Origin of the sequence: Pseudomonas sp. Ps21-P2 (assembly GCF_039672565.1) — a bacterium.
Taxonomy (GTDB): domain Bacteria; phylum Pseudomonadota; class Gammaproteobacteria; order Pseudomonadales; family Pseudomonadaceae; genus Aquipseudomonas.
On sequence record NZ_JBDFPL010000007.1, the window covers coordinates 330,515 to 348,826 of the forward strand.

The 18,312-nt window shown below is 59.5% G+C and carries 15 protein-coding genes and 1 pseudogene; 5 read left to right on the forward strand and 11 right to left on the reverse strand.

Translation table 11 applies throughout. From position 1 onward, the window contains the following. Nucleotides 1–32 precede the first annotated feature (32 nt). The 6 genes from ABEH28_RS19405 to ABEH28_RS19430 all read right to left on the reverse strand — a co-directional run bounded on the left by ABEH28_RS19405 (nucleotide 33) and on the right by ABEH28_RS19430 (nucleotide 6,299). Nucleotides 33–518, reverse strand: a complete 486-nt coding sequence (locus ABEH28_RS19405; protein ID WP_346630845.1) for a nuclear transport factor 2 family protein — start codon at nucleotides 516–518, stop codon at nucleotides 33–35. A gap of 88 nt (nucleotides 519–606) precedes the next feature. Then, a complete protein-coding gene (locus tag ABEH28_RS19410; protein WP_346630846.1) occupies nucleotides 607–1,914 on the reverse strand; it encodes a CynX/NimT family MFS transporter in 1,308 nt (435 codons plus the stop codon). Between the two features lie 223 nt (nucleotides 1,915–2,137). Next, complete coding sequence (locus ABEH28_RS19415) at nucleotides 2,138–2,902, reverse strand: amino acid ABC transporter ATP-binding protein (RefSeq protein WP_037014923.1); 765 nt, start codon at nucleotides 2,900–2,902, stop codon at nucleotides 2,138–2,140. A gap of 10 nt (nucleotides 2,903–2,912) precedes the next feature. Then, complete coding sequence (locus ABEH28_RS19420) at nucleotides 2,913–4,010, reverse strand: amino acid ABC transporter permease (protein WP_346630847.1); 1,098 nt, start codon at nucleotides 4,008–4,010, stop codon at nucleotides 2,913–2,915. Between the two features lie 10 nt (nucleotides 4,011–4,020). Continuing rightward, nucleotides 4,021–5,202 carry an amino acid ABC transporter permease gene (locus ABEH28_RS19425; protein ID WP_192171825.1) on the reverse strand — a complete coding sequence of 394 codons (1,182 nt, stop codon included), beginning with the start codon at nucleotides 5,200–5,202 and terminating at the stop codon, nucleotides 4,021–4,023. 65 nt (nucleotides 5,203–5,267) lie between these two features. Beyond that, nucleotides 5,268–6,299: an amino acid ABC transporter substrate-binding protein gene (locus ABEH28_RS19430; protein ID WP_346630848.1), complete on the reverse strand. Its 1,032-nt coding sequence runs from the start codon at nucleotides 6,297–6,299 to the stop codon at nucleotides 5,268–5,270. Between the two features lie 490 nt (nucleotides 6,300–6,789). Here ABEH28_RS19430 and ABEH28_RS19435 point away from each other — a divergent pair, with 490 nt between their 5' ends. Both ABEH28_RS19435 and rhlB read left to right on the forward strand, forming a co-directional pair. Beyond that, a complete protein-coding gene (locus ABEH28_RS19435) occupies nucleotides 6,790–7,446 on the forward strand; it encodes an alpha/beta fold hydrolase (RefSeq protein ID WP_346630849.1) in 657 nt (218 codons plus the stop codon). Between the two features lie 114 nt (nucleotides 7,447–7,560). Further along, nucleotides 7,561–9,027 (forward strand): ATP-dependent RNA helicase RhlB, encoded by a 1,467-nt coding sequence (gene rhlB / locus ABEH28_RS19440; protein WP_346630850.1) that lies wholly within the window; start codon nucleotides 7,561–7,563, stop codon nucleotides 9,025–9,027. A gap of 32 nt (nucleotides 9,028–9,059) precedes the next feature. Here rhlB and moaE read toward each other — a convergent pair whose 3' ends face one another. From moaE to ABEH28_RS19465, 5 genes and pseudogenes are all read right to left on the reverse strand, one after another. Then, nucleotides 9,060–9,509 (reverse strand): molybdopterin synthase catalytic subunit MoaE, encoded by a 450-nt coding sequence (moaE, locus tag ABEH28_RS19445; protein ID WP_346630851.1) that lies wholly within the window; start codon nucleotides 9,507–9,509, stop codon nucleotides 9,060–9,062. Nucleotide 9,510: 1 nt separating this feature from the next. Beyond that, a complete protein-coding gene (locus ABEH28_RS19450) occupies nucleotides 9,511–9,756 on the reverse strand; it encodes a MoaD/ThiS family protein (protein WP_346630880.1) in 246 nt (81 codons plus the stop codon). A 2-nt stretch (nucleotides 9,757–9,758) separates the two neighbouring features. Beyond that, nucleotides 9,759–10,244 carry a cyclic pyranopterin monophosphate synthase MoaC gene (moaC, locus tag ABEH28_RS19455; RefSeq protein WP_192171830.1) on the reverse strand — a complete coding sequence of 162 codons (486 nt, stop codon included), beginning with the start codon at nucleotides 10,242–10,244 and terminating at the stop codon, nucleotides 9,759–9,761. Between the two features lie 175 nt (nucleotides 10,245–10,419). Then, nucleotides 10,420–11,814 (reverse strand): PhoH family protein, encoded by a 1,395-nt coding sequence (locus ABEH28_RS19460; RefSeq protein ID WP_065991946.1) that lies wholly within the window; start codon nucleotides 11,812–11,814, stop codon nucleotides 10,420–10,422. A gap of 461 nt (nucleotides 11,815–12,275) precedes the next feature. After that, nucleotides 12,276–13,382 (reverse strand): annotated as a pseudogene (locus tag ABEH28_RS19465) (polysaccharide deacetylase family protein); the annotation flags it as partial. Between the two features lie 183 nt (nucleotides 13,383–13,565). Here ABEH28_RS19465 and yaaA point away from each other — a divergent pair. The 3 genes from yaaA (at nucleotide 13,566) to alg8 (ending at nucleotide 18,269) form a co-directional block, all read left to right on the forward strand. After that, nucleotides 13,566–14,345: a peroxide stress protein YaaA gene (yaaA, locus tag ABEH28_RS19470; protein WP_192171831.1), complete on the forward strand. Its 780-nt coding sequence runs from the start codon at nucleotides 13,566–13,568 to the stop codon at nucleotides 14,343–14,345. A 996-nt stretch (nucleotides 14,346–15,341) separates the two neighbouring features. Then, nucleotides 15,342–16,658, forward strand: coding sequence for a nucleotide sugar dehydrogenase (locus ABEH28_RS19475; protein WP_192171832.1), 1,317 nt, complete (start codon nucleotides 15,342–15,344; stop codon nucleotides 16,656–16,658). Between the two features lie 129 nt (nucleotides 16,659–16,787). Beyond that, nucleotides 16,788–18,269, forward strand: a complete 1,482-nt coding sequence (alg8, locus tag ABEH28_RS19480; protein ID WP_192171833.1) for a mannuronan synthase — start codon at nucleotides 16,788–16,790, stop codon at nucleotides 18,267–18,269. Nucleotides 18,270–18,312 lie beyond the last annotated feature (43 nt).

The window sequence follows — 18,312 nt, forward strand, 5'->3', positions numbered from 1 at the left end:
CCAGTAGCGAGGGGAACGGATTCTATCAAGCGTCAGCGACTGGCCTGAAAAGCCTTCAGCCCTTTCTGGCCCTGCGCACGGATGGCGTTTTTCACGAGCGGCGTCCAGCCCAGTAATACGCCCTTTGTGCCGAGGGCCTGACGCGACCAGCGCCACAGATCGAACTGATCGTGGTGTTCGCAGATCTTGCCGTCGCGAAAAACAAACCGCGCCTGAATGTCGTTGACCACCGTGCGACCGGTCTGGCTGAACAGGTAGGTCGCGACCCAGTGTGCAGCGCCGGTCGTGGCATCGGCACGGACCTGATCGAACACCACCGAGAAGTCACGGGCGCGGGAGGTCAGCATGCGCCACATATCGCCGGCATCCTGCCCGCGCAACTGGCCAAACACCGGGTCGGAAAACACCACGTCTTCGCTGTAGCACGCGGCCATCGCCTCGGCGTCCAGACGGCTGAACGCCTCGTAGAAACGCGTGATCAGCGCGCTGTTGTGTTCGCTGGTAAAGGTTTCGCTCATAGGAACGCCGTCCATGGAAATAGGATGCCTGCACGATAAGCGGCCGCACCGCGGTTTGCACGGGCATTCGCTAGGGAAATGTCAGCCCTCAGATTTTTTCGCTCGTGACACCCACGTAAAGCGCGCGCCCGGCGCCGAGACCGGCGATGATCGCGGCGACGCCGATGATGCCGAAGATCCAGCCGACCGAGTCCCAGTTGCCGGTCCAGTCATGCACGACGCCGACCGCGAAAGGCCCGAGCGACGCCAGGGTGTAGCCGAAGCCCTGGGCCATGCTCGACAGGTTCGCGGCGACGTGGGAGTCCCGCGAGCGCAACACGATCAGGGTCAGTGCCAGGCTGAACGTGCCGCCCTGCCCCAGCCCAAGCACGATGGCCCAGGCCCACAATTGCTCAAGCGGTGCATACAGGCAGCCGAACAGCCCCGCCAGTGTGAGCAGCATCACCAGCACAATCGCAATGCGCTGGTCCTTGCCGCGAGTGGCCAGCCATGGCGCGGTCAGCGAGCTGACCAGTTGCACCATGATCGAACCGGACAACAGCAGGCCGGCGTCAACGGCAGTCAGTCCTCGCCCGATGAGGATCGACGGCAGCCAGCCGAACACGATGTAGGCCAGTGACGATTGCAGGCCCATATAAAGGGTGACTTGCCAGGCCAGAGGATCCCGGCGCAAACCGCGCACCCGATAAGCCACCTGATGCTGGCCATGACGTTGACGCGTCTGCGGCCACCAGAAGATCGCGGCGAGAATCGCCGGGACGATCCAGAAGCCGAGGCCAAGCGTCCAGTCGCTGCCGTTGCCGCTACCCAGCGCTTCGCTCAACGGCACCGTTGAGCCCGCCGCAACGGCAGCACCCAGGCACAGCGCCATGGTGTAAACGCCCGTCATGGCGCCGGCCTGTTTCGCGAAATCGCGTTTGACGATGCCGGGCAGCAGCACCCCGATGATGCCGATGCTCGCACCGGCCATGATGCTGCCAGCAAACAGACCGAACTCGCCGAACGAGCTGCGCAGAATGATGCCGCAGGTCAGCGTCAGAAGAATGCCCAGCACCACGCGCTCACTGCCGAAACGCCGCGCGAGGATCGGCGCAAGCGGCGCGAACAGACCCAGGCACAACACCGGTAACGTGGTCAGCAAGCCGGCCGTGGCCGCCGAAAGTCCCAGGCTTCGTGACACCTCACTCAACAACGGCGCCATGCTCGACAACGCCGGACGCAGGTTCAGCGCCACCAGCACCAGGCCCAACAACAGGAACCATGGGCGGTTGAGCACGGGATGATGCTGCTGCACTTGCTCGTCATCGGCTTCTGCATCGATCAGCAGCTCGTTGATGTCGTGAGGGGTTGAAGCATTGGAACGGGTGCTGCTCGCCGTCGGCGCCTTGGTCGTCATGGGATTCTCGTGGGGGCAGGAGGATGTAACAGCGCATTGCGCAAAGAAGTAATCCTGTTGGAGATCGGCAGAGAACACAAGTTTTACGAGGATTGGGTACAGTTTTGCGGTGGAGTACGTGTCCACTCCTCATTTGATGACGTCCGTCTTCGCGAGCAAGCTCGCTCCCACAAAGAAAAAACCCGGGCATTAGGCCCGGGCTCTTTGTGTTGCGGCTCCTGACTCAGTGCAGGATCTGGCTGAGGAACAGGCGAGTACGGTCGCTTTGCGGGTTATCGAAGAAGTCGTTCGGTGCGGCTTGTTCGACGATCTCGCCCTTGTCCATGAAGATCACGCGATTGGCCACAGTACGGGCAAAGCCCATTTCGTGGGTCACGCAGAGCATGGTCATGCCTTCTTCCGCCAGGCCGACCATGGTGTCGAGCACCTCTTTCACCATTTCCGGATCGAGGGCCGAGGTCGGCTCGTCGAACAGCATGATCTTCGGCTTCATGCACAGCGCGCGGGCAATCGCCACACGCTGTTGCTGACCACCGGACAGCTGGCCCGGATACTTGTGCGCCTGCTCCGGAATGCGCACGCGCTCCAGATAGTGCATGGCGATTTCTTCGGCCTTGCGCTTGGGCATCTTGCGCACCCACATCGGCGCTAGCGTGCAGTTCTGCAGGATGGTCAGGTGCGGGAACAGGTTGAAGTGCTGGAACACCATGCCGACTTCGCGACGAATCGTCTCGATCTGCTTCAGGTCCGACGTCAGTTCGGTGCCATCGACCACGATGCGACCCTGCTGGTGTTCTTCCAGACGGTTGAGGCAGCGAATGGTGGTCGACTTGCCCGAACCCGACGGGCCGCACAAGACGATGCGCTCGCCCTGACGCACGTTCAGGTTGATGTCTTTCAACACGTGGAACTGGCCGTACCACTTGTGTACGCCTTCCATCCGGATCATGCCTTCGGCGCCCAGAGGCTTACTGATAGCTTCACTCATCACAAAACTCCTAACGCTTGTGGCCTGTGTCCAACTTACGCTCCAAGTGCATGGAGTAGCGGGACATGCCGAAACAGAAGATCCAGAACACAAGGGCCGCGAACACGTAACCCTCGGTCGCCATGCCGAGCCACTTGGGGTCGGCGGCAGCTTGTTTGACGCTGTTGAGCAGGTCGAACAGGCCGATGATGATCACCAGACTGGTGTCCTTGAACAACGCGATCACGGTGTTGACCAGACCGGGAATGACCAGCTTCAGGGCCTGCGGCAGAATCACCAGCCCCATGCGCCGCCAGTAGCCGAGGCCCATGGCCGCAGCCGCTTCGTACTGACCTTTTGGAATGGCCTGCATGCCGCCCCGAACCACCTCGGCCACATACGCCGACTGGAACAGAATCACGCCGATCAGTGCGCGCAGCAGTTTGTCGAAGTTCATGCCTTCAGGCAGGAACAACGGCAGCATTACCGACGACATGAACAGCACGGTGATTAACGGAACGCCCCGCCAGAACTCGATGAACGTCACGCACATCACGCGGATGGCCGGCATTTCAGAGCGACGCCCCAAGGCCAGGATCACGCCCAGCGGCAAGGCGCCGGCGATACCCACCGTGGCGATCACCAGGGTCAGCATCAGGCCGCCCCACTGACTGGTCGCAACGAGGTCGAGGCCGAACACGCCGCCGTGCAGCAGGAAGTACGCAACGATCGGGTAGATAAACAGGAACGACAGGCCGTAGATCGCCTTGCGCGGCATCACTTTGATGAACAGCGGCGCGACGCCGATGATCGCCAGCCAGACGGTCAGATCAACCCTCCAGCGTAGTGCCTGCGGGTAGTAGCCGTACATGAACTGGCCGAAGCGCTGTTCGATGAACACCCAGCAGGCGCCGGCCTTGGTGCAGTCTTCGCGCGTGGTACCGACCCAGTTGGCATCGAAGATGGCCCAACTCAGCAGCGGTGGAACAACCAGCCAGATCAAGTAGATCGCGAACAGGGTCAACAGCGTGTTGATCCAGCTCGAGAACAGGTTCTGGCGCATCCATGCCACCGGGCCGAAGACTTTGCTCGGCGGTGGCATGTCGGGTTTGAAAGTATGGGATGTCATGCGCGTTTCCTCACCGCTCGATCAGCGCAATGCGCTTGTTGTACCAGTTCATCAGCAGGGAAATGCTGATACTGATCGCCAGGTACACGCTCATGGTGATGGCAATGACTTCAATCGCCTGACCGGTCTGGTTCAGCACGGTACCGGCGAACAGCGAAACCATTTCCGGGTAACCGATACCGGCGGCCAGCGACGAGTTCTTCGCCAGGTTCAGGTATTGGCTGGTCAATGGCGGGATGATCACCCGCAGCGCCTGCGGAATGATGACCTTGCGCAGCGTCGGCCCTGGACGCAGGCCCAGCGAACGTGCCGCTTCGGTCTGGCCGTGGCTCACCGACTTGATGCCCGAACGCACGATTTCGGCGATGAATGCCGCCGTGTAGACCGTCAGGGCCAGGGTCAGGGCCAGCAGTTCAGGGATCAACACCCAGCCGCCCACGAAGTTGAAGCCTTTTAGCTCGGGTACTTCCCAATGCACCGGCGCACCGAAGATCAACGCGCAGAGCGCCGGGATCACGATGAACAGCGCAAGGCCTGCCCAGAACTTGTGGAACGGTACGCCCGTGGCTTCGAAGCGCTTGTTCGCCCAGCGCGCCATGAGCACGATGGCGACAATGGCCAGCACCACGCTGATCACGAAAGGCCACGCCGCATCGGTGGCAATCGCGGCCGGCATGTTCAGGCCACGGCTGCTGACGAAGAACGAGCCGAGAAACCCGTGGGCAGCCCGCGGCCCCGGCAGGGTCAGGAACACGGCGAAGTACCAGAACAGGATCTGCAGCAGCGGCGGAATGTTACGGAAGACTTCAACGTAAACCGTCGCCAGCTTGTTGATGATCCAGTTGTTGGACAGGCGCGCGACGCCGACGATGAAGCCCAGCAGGGTCGCGAGGATCACGCCGATGAACGTCACCAGCAGCGTGTTGAGCAAACCGATCAGGAAAACCCGCGCGTAGGTGTCCGACTCCGTGAACGGAATCAGGTGCTGCGCGATGCCAAAGCCGGCACTGTTTTCAAGGAAACCGAAACCTGAGGTGATACCCCGGTGTTGCAAGTTGGTCTGGGTGTTATCGAACAGATACCAACCCATCGCGACTACGGCGACAACCGTAATTATCTGAAATAGCCACGCACGCACTTTAGGGTCGCTGAGGCTGAGCCTCTGCTTGGGTGCGCTGATTTGATTTTGCATGGAGTGCCCCGGAAGAAATGCAACAAAGCGCCCGGCTGCGATTCACGCAGCCGGGTGCAGGTCAATCAACGCACTGGTGGTGCGTATTGAATGCCGCCAGCGTTCCACAGAGCATTCTGACCGCGAGCGATCTCCAGAGGAGTGGCTGCGCCCAGGTTCTTCTCGAAGATTTCGCCGTAGTTACCGACTTGCTTGACGATCTGCACGACCCAGTCTTTCTTCAGTTTCAGCTGACCGCCGTACTCACCGTCGGCACCCAGCAGACGAGCGACGTCCGGGTTCTTGGTGGACTTGGCTTCGGCTTCAACGTTTTTCGACGTCACGCCTGCTTCTTCCGCGTTCAGCAGCGCGTAGCCCACCCAGCGAACGATGGTGCTGAAGTCTTCATCGCCACGTGCGACAACAGGACCCAGCGGTTCTTTGGAGATGGTTTCAGGCAGAACGACGTAGTCCTTCGGCGAGGCCAGCTTGGAGCGCTGTGCGTAGAGCTGGGATTTGTCGGAGGTCAGTACGTCGCAACGACCGGATTCCAGCGACTTGGCGCTTTCGTCGGAGGTGTCGAAGGTGATCGGGGTGTACTTGAGATTGTTGGCGCGGAAGTAGTCCGACACGTTCAGCTCAGTGGTGGTACCGGCCTGAATACAGATGGTCGCGCCGTCCAGTTCCTTGGCACTTTTCACGCCCAGCTTGCTGTTGGCCAGGAAGCCAACGCCGTCGTAATAGGTCACGAAGCCCGGGAAGACCAGGCCCATGCTCGCGTCACGGGAGCTGGTCCAGGTGGTGTTACGCGACAGGATGTCGATTTCGCCGGACTGCAGCGCAGTGAAACGCTCTTTTGCGTTCAGCTGGCTGAACTTGACCTTGGTCGCGTCGCCAAACACCGCGGCAGCAACAGCGCGGCAGAAGTCGGCGTCGATGCCCTGGATCTTGCCGCTTGCGTCCGGAACCGAGAAGCCTGGCAGACCGTCACTGACGCCGCACTGAATAAAGCCCTTCTTCTGAATGGCGTCCAGCTTGGCACCCGCTTGAGCGAACCCGGTCAGACCGAGCGCTGCAGCGGCGGCCACTACAGCCAGGGTGGATTTCAACATCTTCATTCAAACCTCCAGTTTGCTCTTTGTTGTGTGGGAGCCTTAGCCCCGTCGCACCCTTGTGAGGCATTCATGACCCGTGCTGGCTTGTTTTTGGGTCATGCGACGTTGAACCCGTTTACCGCCACCGACGCCAGGCATCTGGTCATCGCGTGTTCAGCATGTTGCGAGTCCAGCAGACTGAAGCCCCATGATGTCCTTGAACCCCGAGGTTCAAAGCGAATCGTGCCGGGAATCCTGCTCGATGATTCCATGCTGCCTCTGACGCAACACGCGGCTGTCTGCTTGATAGCCTATTAGTGTTACCGCCCGAGGTGAGCGCCTTCACTCCGCGGGTTGTGTAGCAAAGCCCGTACCACCATGCTGGCAATGTCGAATTAGCGACAGGTCAAGATCAAAACTTGTAACCTTGCGACATCTTTCATTCACCCGCACACGAGCTGACGCACCGCCTTAAAGCGCTGTGCCAGAGGTGCCGCACACTAATGGAGCACACATGACTGAACCGCTGATCATCGAGCCGGAATTGGCAGTCGACGCCTGCGTCATCTGGCTGCACGGCCTGGGGGCTGATCGCTACGATTTCCTGCCGGTGGCCGAGATGCTGCAGAAGACCCTGAAGACCACGCGGTTCATTCTGCCGCAGGCGCCGACCCGGGCCGTCACCATCAACGGCGGCTACGCGATGCCCAGCTGGTACGACATCAAGGCCATGAGCCCGGCCCGCGCCATCGACAGCGGCGAGCTGGAAGGCTCGGCGCAAGACGTCATCAAGCTGATCGAACAGCAACGGGACAGCGGCATAGACCCGGCCCGAGTCTTCTTGGCAGGGTTTTCCCAGGGCGGCGCCGTGGTGTTGCACACCGCCTTCCTGCGCTGGGAAGGCCCCCTCGGCGGCGTACTTGCGCTGTCCACGTACGCACCGACTTTCAGCGACGAAATGAGCTTGTCCGCCAGCCAGCAACGCATCCCGGCCTATTGCTTGCACGGCAGCAATGACCCGGTGGTGTTGCACGCCATGGGGCAAGCGGCTTACGAGCATTTGAAGGCTCAGGGCGTCACCGTGACATGGCAGGAATACCCAATGGAGCACGAAGTGTTACCGCAGGAAATTTCCGACATAGGTGTCTGGCTCGCGGATAAGCTTCGCTAGTCCACTCATTTGATCCTTCCAATTACGTTGCGGATTTGCTAGGACACTACGCCGCGCCGGGTTCTTGCTTTACACTCCCCGGCGTACATTCCTAAATCTATCGATGAGATCACCGTGCTCAAAGCACTTAAAAAGATGTTCGGAAAAAGCGAGGCTGAGCCGCTCGCGCCTGCTGCTCCCCTACCCGTCCCCCAGCGCCAGACCGAAAGCGTCTCGCGGGAACCGTCAGCAGCAGAAGTGCACGTGCCTGCGCCCGAGCATTTGGCAGCCACCGCACCGGCCGTTACATCGCCCGTTAGGGCTGAACGCCCGCGCCGAGAACGTGCGCCCAAGCCCGTCGTCGTTCCCTGGAAACCCGAAGACTTCGTCGTCGAACCACTGGAAGGCAAAACCCGTTTCCACGATTTCCCCCTCGCCCCCGAATTGATGCACGCGATCCAGGACCTGGGATTCCCGTACTGCACGCCAATCCAGGCCGGCGTTCTGGGTTACACCCTCAAAGGCCGCGATGCCATCGGCCGCGCCCAGACCGGCACCGGCAAGACCGCCGCCTTCCTGATTTCTATCATCACTCAGCTGACCCAGACGCCTCCGCCGAAAGAGCGCTACATGGGTGAACCCCGGGCGCTGATCATTGCGCCGACCCGCGAACTGGTGGTGCAGATCGCCAAGGACGCCGAGGCGCTGACCAAGTACACCGACCTCAACGTGATGACGTTCGTGGGCGGCATGGATTTCGACAAGCAGCTCAAGCACCTCGAAGCCCGCCACTGCGACATTCTGGTTGCCACGCCAGGCCGTCTGCTGGACTTCGCCCAGCGCGGCGAAGTGCACCTGGACATGGTTGAGGTCATGGTCCTGGACGAAGCCGACCGCATGCTCGACATGGGCTTCATCCCTCAGGTCCGCTCGATCATTCGCCAGACCCCACACAAGGGCGAGCGTCAGACGCTGCTGTTCTCCGCCACCTTCACCGAAGACGTGATGAACCTGGCCAAGCAGTGGACGACGGACCCTGCGATCGTCGAGATCGAATCCCTGAACGTCGCCAGCGACACGGTCGAGCAGCACATCTATGCCGTGGCCGGCGCTGACAAGTACAAGCTGTTGTTCAACCTGATCAACGACCACGGTTGGGAACGGGTGATGGTGTTCGCCAACCGCAAGGATGAAGTGCGACGCATCGAAGAGCGTCTGGTGCGTGACGGCATCAATGCCGCGCAGTTGTCAGGCGACGTGCCGCAGCACAAGCGCATCAAGACGCTGGAAGGGTTTCGCGAAGGCAAGATTCGCGTGCTGGTGGCCACCGATGTCGCCGGTCGCGGGATTCACATCGACGGCATAAGCCACGTGATCAACTTCACCCTGCCGGAAGTCCCGGACGACTACGTGCACCGCATCGGCAGGACCGGTCGTGCCGGCGCAGACGGCGTGTCGATCAGCTTCGCCGGGGAAGACGATTCGTATCAGCTGCCGTCGATCGAAGAGAAGCTGGGCCGCAAGATCAGCTGCGAAACGCCGCCGACCGTGTTGCTACGGCCGGTGGTGCGCGTGCAGCGAGCGATTCCTGCGGCGGAATGACGCCACGCACCTGCGAATGCTGAGCCCGCAGCCTATTTCCAGCGATCTGCAGCCATGTGATCGCTGTCGCGGCCCTCAACCCAGCGCGGCCCTTCTGAAGTGTTTTCCTTCTTCCAGAACGGCGCGCGGGTTTTCAGGTAGTCCATGACGAAATCACAGGCCTCGAACGCGGCCTGGCGATGGGCGCTGGCCGCCGCGACGAACACGATTGGCTCGCCCGGTTCCAACTCGCCCACGCGATGAATGACTTCCAGCTTGAGCAACGGCCAGCGCTGCTGCGCCTCATCAGCGATTTTAACCAGCGCCTTCTCGGTCATGCCGGGGTAATGCTCGAGAAACATCCCCGCGACCTCACGGCCGTCGTTGAAATCCCGCACATAGCCCACAAAGCTGACCACCGCACCCACGCCGACGTTGGCGTCGTGCATGGCATTGACTTCCGCGCCCGGATCGAACGCGGCGGCTTGTACTCGAACGGCCATATCAGCCTCCGGTGACGGTCGGAAAGAACGCCACCTCATCGCCCGGTTCGACGGGCGTGTCCAGCGAGCACAGCTCCTGGTTGCGGGCGCACATGATGCCTTTCTCACTCAGCACTTCCCACACACCGCCGCGCTCGAGCAAATGCTGACGCACGGCGTCGATGGTGGCGAATGAGCCTTCGAGGTTCTCGCTCTCGGTGCCGAGGGTTTCGCGAAAACGCGCGAAATATTGGACTTGTACGTGAATGGTCATTGGGCGATCACCTGGTCGTCGGCGATGAAGTGTCCGCTCTTGCCACCGAGCTTTTCGAGCAGCCGCACGTGTTCGATGGTCATGCCGCGGTCAACCGCCTTGCACATGTCGTAGATCGTCAGGGCGGCGATGCTGGCGGCGGTCAACGCTTCCATTTCCACCCCGGTCTGGCCGGAGAGTTTGCAGCGCGCAACGATGTGCACGGTGTCAGGGCTTTCAGCGGTGAGTTCGACCTTCACACCGGTAAGCATCAACGGATGACAGAGGGGAATCAGATCGCTGGTTTTCTTCGCGGCCTGGATGCCGGCGATGCGCGCGACGGCAAATACGTCCCCTTTGGGATGCCCGCCTGCGACGATCATTTGCAGGGTTTCGGGCAGCATGCGCACGCGCGCTTCGGCCACCGCCTCACGGAACGTGACGTCTTTTTCAGTGACGTCGACCATGTGGGCGCGACCTTGGGAATCGAGATGAGTGAGCACGGGATGACTCCTGAACAGGAGCGGAGATTGTAGGGAGTTAGGACTGCTAGCCACAAGCTGCAAGCTACAAGCTACAAGCTACAAGCTACAAGCTACAAGCTACAAGCTACAAGCTACAAGCTAGCGACATTGAGTCAGCGCGAGCTTGCAGCTTGAGGCTTGACGCTTGAACCTTTTAGAGATGGCTCTCCGCGTATTCAGCCAGGATCGAGCGTGGGACACCTTGCAGACTGATGTGCACGCCGTTGGGGAAGTCCTTGAAACGCTCCGTCAGGTAGGTCAGCCCCGAACTGGTGGCCGACAGATAAGGCGTGTCGATCTGCGCCAGGTTGCCCAGGCAGACCACTTTAGAGCCCGCGCCGGCACGGGTGATGATGGTTTTCATCTGGTGCGGCGTGAGGTTCTGGCATTCGTCGATCAGGATCAGGCTCTGCTGGAAGCTTCGGCCGCGAATGTAGTTGAGGGATTTGAACTGCAGCGGCACCTTGCTCAGGATGTAATCGACGCTGCCATGGGTGTTTTCGTCATCCATGTGCAAGGCTTCCAGGTTGTCGGTGATCGCGCCGAGCCATGGCTCCATTTTTTCTGCTTCGGTGCCGGGCAAAAAGCCGATCTCCTGGTCGAGCCCCTGCACGCTTCGGGTGGCGATGATGCGGCGATAACGCTTGCTGACCATGGTCTGCTCGATGGCAGCGGCCAGGGCAAGAATGGTCTTGCCCGAACCGGCCGCGCCGGACAGGTTGACCAGATGGATGTCCGGATCGAGCAGCGCAAACAGCGCCAGCCCCTGATAGATGTCACGCGGCTTCAGTCCCCACGCTTCCTGGTGCAGCAGCGGCTCCTGGTGCATGTCCAACAACAGCAGTTCGTCAGGCTTGACGCCTTTGACCCAACCGACGAAGCCTTGCTCATCGATGATGAACTCGTTGATGTGCACAGACGGAATCTGCTCGATCATCTGCACTTTGTGCCAGGTACGGCCATGATCCTGGCGGGTATCGACTTTGCTCACCCGGTCCCAGAAAGAGCCGGTCATGGTGTGGTAACCGCGGGACAGCATCGACACGTCGTCGACCAGTTGGTCGGTGCTGTAGTCCTCGGCCTCGATGCCGCAGGCTCGCGCCTTCAGGCGCATGTTGATGTCTTTGGTGACCAGTACGATGCGCGTGTCCTTTTTCCGCGCATGCAGGTCAATCAGCTGGTTGATGATGATGTTGTCATTGAGGTTGTCAGGCAGCACCCGGTTGGGTTCTTGCCGCTTGTTCATGAGGATGGATAGATAACCCTTGAATACGCCTGTACCGCGATCGATCGGTACGCCTTTTTCAACCTCCTCCGGGGTCGCTTCGCCGAGTGTCTTGTCAATCAACCGGATCGCCTGCCGACATTCAGCAGCCACCGAGTGCTTGCCCGCCTTGAGCTTGTCCAGTTCTTCCAGGACTGTCATGGGGAGTGCAACGTGATGTTCTTCGAAATTCAGAAGCGCGTTTGGATCATGGATCAATACGTTGGTATCGAGCACGTAAAGGATTGGCTGGTTAGAGGAAGGGGTGCGTCCGTGGTCATCCATACTCGCTCACCTTTGTAGTAGCCAAGTGACGCAACACACAGCGATGCTGCGCCACGAAAAGGCCGCCGAGGCTTTCCCCTTGAGGCAGGAGAAAATTGCGCAAAGTGGGGTCTGGAATGACGCCACCTGTGTTGCAGGGTTCGGCGGTCTGTTGTCGTAATACCGCAAAACCGATGACATAAAAACGCGTTTCGGCGCTTTTTGAAGTTTATTTCTCGGGGGGACAATTAGCCCTTGGCGGATGGATCAGCCGCGTTTAAAGTCGGAAGTCCGGTCCGGGACAAATCCTCAGAAATTTCCCACCTACCCTTTCATTGTTCCCCTTCTTTCACTGGCGGCACCGTCTGCTCAACCGCTGCGCCCGGCTGCTCGGCTGGTTCGTCTGCGCCGTCATCGTCGGGCGTATCATCCTCCTCATCCGGTGCATCTTCTTCGTCCGCCAACTGCTGCGGATAGATATGGCAGTCTTCCCACATCACGCCGCTTTGCGCGGTATTGGCCATCAGCCATGGCACCGCCTGCTGCGGCTTGTCCGTGCTGTCATGAAACACAACATTGCCGCGCCGCCAGAGCAGCATCAGCGTGAGCACCCGGTTGGCAGCCTGCTCGGCGCTGATGCGTCCGGTGCTGTCCTGGGAATCAATGTTCCACAGAGAGACTCGCAGCTGCTGGTCGCGGAAGAATGGCGCGCTGTCGGCACGACGATGGCCGTAAGGCGGGCGGAACAGCGGCACGAAATTGTCCGGTAGCAGCTGCTGAACCAGCGCGGCGGTGCGCTCGATGGAGTCTTGCCAGTCGCGCCAGTGGGCGTGGGATCTGAACTCCCAGCCCTGCAGGCCGACGCATTGCTGGCGGTAGAGCGTTTGCAGCGCCTGGGGCGAGGTGCTGTCCAGACGACTTTGCAGGGCCTTGCCCAGCACAAAGAACGTGGCGGTGATCTTCTGTTGGCGCATGAAGTCGGCCAGCCAGTCAGTCGCCCCGTCAGCAACGGTCGGACCGCTCTCGAAATTGAGCAGGAAGGTCCTGTCGGGCATTTCTTCGCCGCTGAGTTCGTCTGAGTTGTAGCGCTCGATCTCGCTGCTGGTCTGCGGGAACAAGGCGGCCATGCGCAACAGTTCGTTGAGATAACGCTGGTTGAAGGCATCGGCCGGCGCAGCCCACTTCGCATAGAAGGAGTCATCGGCCACTTTGTATTCGGCGGCGCGCTGACGCAGCATCGGCACGTCGTCAACCAGCACACAGAATGATGCGTCGGCTTCACAGGTTTTTTCGGCGAATGTCCAGTTCTCGAACAGCCGCGTCCATAGCCGTGTGCGGATCAGGTTCACCGTCGGCAGGTTGATCTGCCGCAGGCCCAGACGCGCGCTCAGCTGGGCGTCGCTGAGGTTTTCGCTTTCCAGCAACTGATGGGCGAAGCTGAGAATTTGCGCACGAGACGCCACGTCGAACAGCTGCGGCGTTTCGAGAGCCTCCGGCCAGACTGCGCGATCCAGCATCGCAATATCGCCCGTGGCCGCCTGTGCGTTGAGCCCCAGCAAACAGGCTCCGATCAATAACAGCATGCGCAACACGACGTGCTCCCAATCCTTGATAAAGAGGCCGAAAACCGGCGAGGCACTATAGCGGATTTGCCTTGGGCCAGAATGCCGGATTCCGGCACCGCTGCGGCAGGAGCGCGCCTATCGACACCATAGCTGGAGTGATCCGCACGCAACCCCTAGAATCGCCCGACGATCAAAGGAGACCTGCCCATGCTGATGGTGATTTCCCCAGCCAAAACCCTCGATTTTGAAACACCGCCCACCACCAAGCGCTACACCCAGCCGGAATTTCTGGATCACTCTCAGGAGCTCATCAACCAGCTGCGCGACATGACCCCGGCGCAGATCGGTGAGCTGATGCATCTGTCCGACAAGCTCTCCGGCCTCAATGCCGCCCGCTTTGGCAGCTGGAATCCGGCGTTCACCCCAAAAAACGCCAAACAGGCGCTGCTTGCATTCAAGGGTGACGTGTACACCGGTCTCGACGCCGACACCCTGAGCGGACCCGATCTGACGTACGCCCAAAAGCACCTGCGTATGTTGTCCGGGCTTTATGGATTGCTGCGTCCTCTGGACCTGATGCAACCCTATCGCCTGGAAATGGGCACCAAGCTGGCCAATGCCAGGGGCAAGGACCTTTACGCATTCTGGGGCGACCGCATCAGCGAGTGGCTGAACGAAGCGCTGAAAGAACAAGGCGACGATGTGCTGCTCAACCTGGCGTCGAACGAGTACTTTTCAGCGGTCAAGCGTCCGGCACTTAATGCCCGCGTGATCGAAACCGAGTTCCGCGACCAGAAAAACGGTCAGTACAAGATCATCAGTTTCTACGCCAAGAAAGCCCGGGGCATGATGACTCGCTTCGTGATTTCCGAGCGTATCAGCAAGCCCAAAGACCTGACGCAGTTCGATGCTCACGGCTATCGATACAGCAAAGAGCTGTCCTCCCTGGACAAGCTCATCTTCCTGCGCGATGAGCAAGACGCCTGACCTGCATCTACCCGTCCTCTCGCAAGTAAGCATCGCCCGTCTTCAATCGTTGACGGGCGCCGCGACGTCATTCAATCCCACTTCGGTGCACTTCTCAGGACACCTGCCTTGCATTTTTAGTGCGCATCGGTTGGTCCCATCATTCGAATGCGTCTATCCATCCAACCGAAAGTAAAGATTAACAGTGACTCCGCTCGCAAATTCCCACACTTACTTAGTTCATAACCTGCAGTTTGCGCGGACGAACGGTAGTGCTGCCGACTAATTGGCGCCAACTAACAGTCAGAAACTAAGTGCTCTTTTTTTTCTCAAAAATTTAACAACTTTTTTTGCAGATTTCCGCACGTTGATTTGAACGAGTGGCACTCCAGTCTGCACGTCGGCCAAAGCCTTACAAACTAAGGCTCAAACCTTGTTTGGCCCCACGTTGGATCCTGCTGAAAACCGCCTAGTGTTACGAAAAATCTCAAAAAGAGGACGAGCGGCCCGGAACTTATGGGGAATGCCCACGCTCCTACATCCCGTAACAATTCTCGTCCCCCATGTAGGACATCTCTTACATGGCACATGGACAGATCTGGAAGTTGCTTCTCAACGAAGTTAGACCCGTCGGTCAAGTGGTACGTACAAGGAGTCACGCACCAAACTAGTTGAAGTGAATTGAGCTAGCACCATTCGGGTGCCCGCAGTCGTGAATCGGGGCTGATTCATCGGGAGACGGCTAAAAGCCTTGTCCTTGACCGCCTGAGCACGACGCGCAAACCATCCGCTGGAGTGCCTGCCACATCCCAGATCGGGAACCTATATAAATATGTATGGGCTACTCGACACTTTTGATCTGTAACATTCGGGTTTGCCTTTCATATAGGTAACTCACCCCTTAATTCTGCCTGTGCTTGTCACGCGACATTCATTGCCGTGCGTACGAGTGCGCAAAAGTTGTAAGACAGTTTTTATATTCGGCCAACTAATGGCGTAAACATCGAGGAGATTACTATGCGTATCAGCATCTTTGGTTTGGGCTATGTCGGTGCAGTCTGCGCAGGCTGCCTCTCGGCGCGTGGTCATGATGTTGTTGGCGTGGACATCTCCGCCGCCAAGATCGATCTGATCAACAAAGGCAAGTCGCCAATCGTTGAGCCAGGTCTGGGCGAGTTGCTGGAAACCGGCATCAAGACCGGCAAACTGCGCGGCACCACAGACTTCTCCGCCGCCATTCGCGACACTGACCTGTCGATGATCTGCGTCGGCACGCCAAGCAAAAAGAACGGCGATCTGGAGCTGGACTTCATTGAATCGGTCTGCCGCGAAATCGGCTTCGTACTGCGTGACAAGAGCACCCGTCACACCATCGTCGTGCGCAGCACCGTTCTGCCGGGCACCGTCGCAAACGTTGTCATCCCGATCCTCGAAGACTGCTCGGGCAAGAAAGCCGGCGTCGACTTCGGTGTCGCGGTCAACCCTGAATTCCTGCGTGAAAGCACCGCGATTGCCGACTACGACCATCCTCCAATGACCGTTATCGGCGAATTCGACAAGGCGTCCGGTGACGTTCTGCAGTCCCTGTACGAAGAACTCGACGCACCGATCATCCGCAAGGACATCGCCGTTGCCGAAATGATCAAGTACACCTGCAACGTATGGCACGCGACCAAGGTCACCTTCGCCAACGAAATCGGCAACATCGCCAAGGCAGTCGGCGTCGACGGCCGTGAAGTGATGGACGTGGTCTGCCAGGACAAGGCTCTGAACCTGTCGCAGTACTACATGCGCCCAGGCTTCGCGTTCGGCGGTTCCTGCCTGCCGAAAGACGTCCGTGCCCTGACCTACCGCGCCAGCTCTCTGGATGTTGAAGCCCCCCTGCTCAACTCCCTGATGCGCAGCAACGTTTCCCAGGTTCAGAACGCTTTCGACATCGTCGCCGCCAGCGACACTCGCAAAGTCGCCCTGCTGGGTCTGAGCTTCAAGGCCGGTACCGATGACCTGCGCGAAAGCCCACTGGTCGAGCTGGCAGAAATGCTGATCGGTAAAGGCTACGACCTGAGCATCTTCGACAGCAACGTCGAATACGCTCGAGTTCACGGCGCCAACAAAGACTACATCGAGTCCAAGATCCCGCACGTATCGTCCCTGCTGAACTCGGACTTCGACGCAGTCATCAACAACTCCGACGTGATCATCCTGGGTAACCGCGACGAGCGCTTCCGTGCACTCGCCAACAACGCGCCAGCCGGCAAGCGTGTGATTGACCTGGTGGGCTTCATGAAAGGCACCACCACCGAAAACGGTCAAATCGAAGGTATCTGCTGGTAACACACAGCGAGCTGCAAGCCACGAGCTGCAAGTTTCAGGCTTCATCCCTCCAGTCCCGGGCGTCAGCGCCAGCGACTGGAGGTTTGAAGCTTGCGGCTTGAGGTTGCAACTGACTTAGGGATACACACTATGCAAAGGCTGAAGCACGGCTTCCTCCAGGCCGCAGGTTGGCTGTTTTATCTGACGTTGCTGGCGGCCATAGCCATGGCGCTGCCTGCATCGCTGTTTGACTCGCACTCCAAAGATTTTATTTTCCTGATCGGTATCGTCGGCATCTGGCGTTACTCGATGGGCGCAACGCACTTCGTGCGCGGCATGATTTTCCTGTACATCGTCTACCCGCACCTGCGCCGTAAAGTGCGCAAGCTGGGCAAGGCAGCCGATCCATCCCACGTGTTCCTGATGGTCACCAGCTTTCGTATCGATGCGCTGACCACCGCTCAGGTGTACAGCTCGGTGATTCGCGAAGCCATCAAATGCGGCTTCCCGACCACCATCGTGTGCTCCCTGGTGGAAATGTCCGACGAGCTGCTGGTCAAGGCACTGTGGGCCAAATACAACCCGCCGGAGCACGTGAAGCTCGACTTCGTGCGCATTGCCGGAACCGGCAAGCGTGACGGCCTGGCGTTCGGTTTCCGCGCCATCTCCCGCCACATGCCGGACGACCGCGCCGTGGTTGCGGTGATCGACGGTGACACCGTTCTGGCTGAAGGCGTGGTGCAGAAAACCGTGCCGTGGTTCCAGCTGTTCGGCAACGTCGGCGGCCTGACCACCAACGAGTTCTGTGAAGTCCGCGGCGGCTACATCATGAGCGAGTGGCACAAGCTGCGTTTCGCTCAGCGTCACATCAACATGTGCTCGATGGCGCTGTCCAAGCGCGTGCTGACCATGACCGGCCGTATGTCGGTGTTCCGCGCCACCGTGGTGACGGACCCGGCGTTCATCGCCGACGTGGAAAGCGACTCGCTGCAGCACTGGCGTCTGGGCCGCTTCAAGTTCCTGACCGGCGACGACAAGTCCAGCTGGTTCAGCCTGATGCGCCTGGGCTACGACACGTTCTACGTGCCGGATGCCGCGATCAACACCGTTGAGCACCCGCCGGAAAAAAGCTTCCTGAAGGCCAGCCGCAAGCTGATGTACCGCTGGTACGGCAACAACCTTCGGCAGAACTCCCGTGCATTGGGTCTGGGCGTTGGTCGTCTCGGGGTCTTCACCAGCATCGTGCTGTTCGACCAGCGCGTGTCGATGTGGACATCGATCCTTGGCCTGACCGTCGCGATGCTGGCGAGCCTGAAGTTCGGTATCGAATACCTGCTGGCGTACCTGCTCTGGATTGGCATCACCCGTCTGATCCTGACGCTGCTGCTGTCGTGCAGCGGCCACAAGATCGGGCCGGCCTATCCGATGATTCTCTATTACAACCAGATCGTTGGCGCACTGATGAAGATCTACGTCTTCTTCCGTCTCGACCGACAGTCCTGGACCCGCCAGGACACAAAACTGAGCCGCGACATGGCCAGCTTCCAGGGTTGGTTCAACACCTGGTCGTCGCGGACCATGACTTTCTCGGCTGGCAGCATCTTCGTTGCCGTGCTGCTGACAATGGTCTGACCGGGCCTCTGACCGAAACAATGGATCAACTCGATTAATCAGG

Bases quoted from the DNA above. Each gene is read 5' to 3' on its own strand.
- ABEH28_RS19405 (WP_346630845.1), bottom strand. From the start codon at position 518: ATGAGCGAAACCTTTACCAGCGAACACAACAGCGCGCTGATCACGCGT.
- ABEH28_RS19410 (WP_346630846.1), bottom strand. From the start codon at position 1,914: ATGACGACCAAGGCGCCGACGGCGAGCAGCACCCGTTCCAATGCTTCA.
- ABEH28_RS19415 (WP_037014923.1), bottom strand. From the start codon at position 2,902: ATGAGTGAAGCTATCAGTAAGCCTCTGGGCGCCGAAGGCATGATCCGG.
- ABEH28_RS19420 (WP_346630847.1), bottom strand. From the start codon at position 4,010: ATGACATCCCATACTTTCAAACCCGACATGCCACCGCCGAGCAAAGTC.
- ABEH28_RS19425 (WP_192171825.1), bottom strand. From the start codon at position 5,202: ATGCAAAATCAAATCAGCGCACCCAAGCAGAGGCTCAGCCTCAGCGAC.
- ABEH28_RS19430 (WP_346630848.1), bottom strand. From the start codon at position 6,299: ATGAAGATGTTGAAATCCACCCTGGCTGTAGTGGCCGCCGCTGCAGCG.
- ABEH28_RS19435 (WP_346630849.1), top strand. From the start codon at position 6,790: ATGACTGAACCGCTGATCATCGAGCCGGAATTGGCAGTCGACGCCTGC.
- moaE (WP_346630851.1), bottom strand. From the start codon at position 9,509: ATGGCCGTTCGAGTACAAGCCGCCGCGTTCGATCCGGGCGCGGAAGTC.
- ABEH28_RS19460 (WP_065991946.1), bottom strand. From the start codon at position 11,814: ATGGATGACCACGGACGCACCCCTTCCTCTAACCAGCCAATCCTTTAC.
- yaaA (WP_192171831.1), top strand. From the start codon at position 13,566: ATGCTGATGGTGATTTCCCCAGCCAAAACCCTCGATTTTGAAACACCG.
- ABEH28_RS19475 (WP_192171832.1), top strand. From the start codon at position 15,342: ATGCGTATCAGCATCTTTGGTTTGGGCTATGTCGGTGCAGTCTGCGCA.
- alg8 (WP_192171833.1), top strand. From the start codon at position 16,788: ATGCAAAGGCTGAAGCACGGCTTCCTCCAGGCCGCAGGTTGGCTGTTT.